Here is a 2,163-nt window from a genome sequence, read left to right on the forward strand (position 1 = left end):
GGCGGTGCTGGTGAACGGCGACCTGCGCCGCACGACCACCGGCACTACCCTGGAGGCGATGAGCGTGCTGATCGAGGCCGCGGCAGGATTGGTCGGGACGGACTGCGGCGGCAAGCCGCCGACCGCGGCGATCGAGCGATCACTTGAGGACGGTGAACGCCGGCGCCAGGGGCAGCACCGTTGCCTGCTCCGGGGCGAGGACCACCGGCGTGAGCGCCGTGTGGTAGCATCGGGTCATTGGCCAAGGTCTGCGTGGAGAACTGTGGACAGCGAATCGCCTCCGAGCAGTGGTGCTCAGTGCCGTCGCTTGCCACCAGCAAGCGACTGTCGAGCGTGCGATGGGTGCCCAGCGCGCCGCCTGCCACCAGCTCGCCGACGAGGTCCATGAACACGGGTGCCAACTGCTCTGGCGCAACGGGATCGAGCAGGTTACAGATCTGCTGCGTGCAGGGGATCTCGTGCACGCCGAACAATGCGCTGGCGTTGTTGCGACCGCGCTCCTTCTGCAGGCACACCTGAAAATCCAGAAACGAGGGGCTCTGCATGAAAATCACCGAGAACGCGCTCAAGCCACCATCGCCCATCATGTAGCGCTGGTTGTTGCCGCCTCTGCGTGCGTCGGGCAGGTCGTACAGTGCTTGGCGGATCTTCGCCACCAACGTCGCCGGCCTTGACCATCACTCCAACCACTTTCTGCGCCAGTCTCCCGCGCTCCAGACTAAGTGTCTGATTTAATGGGCTCGGACGAAGTGAAACCACTAGGGACGCTCGGTTTTGGACGGGCTTATGATCAAGGCCCCGTCGCCGCCGTGAACCGCTCCGCAACAGGCTTGGGCTCGCGGACCATCGGACTCTCAAATACTTCCTAAGAGTCCTTCATCTGAAGTTTTACGGTTTGCGGGGGCCTGCGATGGCAGGTAGGGGAGTTTTGGTGGGGTTTGCCGGATTTCGCGCAAACCCACCGAAAACTCTGAGCGCCCCGCCCCCGCTACGTCCGCCGGTTCCGGAACCCCGAAACTCCAGTCCTTCATAACATCATTCTTTTAACTTTGGAACTCCTGCCTCATCGGGCAGCTGCTGGCGAAGCGGCTGCGACCCCGATAAAGTCGCATATGGCAGGACCTTCGAACATCTTTCTCGACCCTCGATTGGTTTGCAATTCCAAGGGTAGGACATTTCGGAGGTTCTCCCACCTCCCCTCATGTCGCAGCGCCCAACTGGGTTTTAGTCGGAGTTATGATCAAGGCCTACGCATTGACGCAGCCGTTACCAGCCACGGCGCAAGGCTCGATACTGAGCTCGCGGCTCACGATTATCCAGGCGGGACTCTCACCCGCTAGAACACGCGGCCTTTCCAGGTCGCACTGTCCCCGTTTCATGTGCCTATTTTGGAATTCGAGCTGAATTTATATCTCTCCGCCCGTGTTGCGAGATATTTGAGGATACGGGACTTAGACATCAGTTCGCGAAGCAGCGAGCGAGCGATTATTTGTCAAAACCGATCTTACGAACAAGCAAGTCGAATACATAAGAAAGCACAAAAAAGGTGAGATACCGCCATTGCGAGCAAGCTACCTGCTGAGTTGGCGATTGGGAAAGCTTGCGTCAACGACCGCGCGTTATTGGTAGAAGATATCCACTTCATCGATTGCGGCGAGCCCTGGACAAGAATTATTCATTGAGCGTAATCACTTTAAACCGATAAGAGTATCATCTTGAGACTAGAGCTTCTTCTACTCTTCATTCCAGTCGCCTTGGGGCTCGACTGGCTTGGCGGATCTCCGGCCCTAATTTTCTTGTTCTCGGGCCTGGCGATTGTTCCGCTGGCCGCCTTATTGGGGAAGGCGACGGAAAGCCTCTCGTTGTATCTGGGTGAGACTCTGGGCGGCATGCTTGCCGCCACCCTGGGTAATGCACCTGAATTGATCATATCGCTGTTTGCCTTAAAGGAAGGACTGCATGATGTCGTCAAGGCGGCCATCACGGGATCGATCATCGGCAACCTATTGCTTGGTATGGGGTTGGCGATTACGGTGGGTGGAATAGGCAAGGTAGAGCAAAAATTCAACGCGATCTCCGCCGGAATGAGCTCAGGCCTGCTGATGCTTGCCAGCGTCGGGCTGATTGTGCCAGCCATATTCCATTTTGGTAGCGAGCAGGAAA

At 57.7% G+C, this 2,163-nt stretch carries 2 protein-coding genes; one reads left to right on the forward strand and one right to left on the reverse strand.

The genetic code is table 11. The features are described 5' to 3' along the window. Window positions 1-44: 44 nt before the first annotated feature. Window positions 45-656: a hypothetical protein gene (locus CKO31_RS25575; RefSeq protein WP_200243580.1), complete on the reverse strand. Its 612-nt coding sequence runs from the start codon at window positions 654-656 to the stop codon at window positions 45-47. Window positions 657-1,715: 1,059 nt separating this feature from the next. Here CKO31_RS25575 and CKO31_RS25580 point away from each other — a divergent pair. Further along, window positions 1,716-2,163, forward strand: a 448-nt coding sequence (locus tag CKO31_RS25580) for a calcium:cation antiporter family protein (protein ID WP_438874036.1), incomplete at its 3' end; no start/stop codon positions are given.

The sequence above is a fragment of the Thiohalocapsa halophila genome, from assembly GCF_016583825.1.
GTDB lineage: Bacteria > Pseudomonadota > Gammaproteobacteria > Chromatiales > Chromatiaceae > Thiohalocapsa > Thiohalocapsa halophila.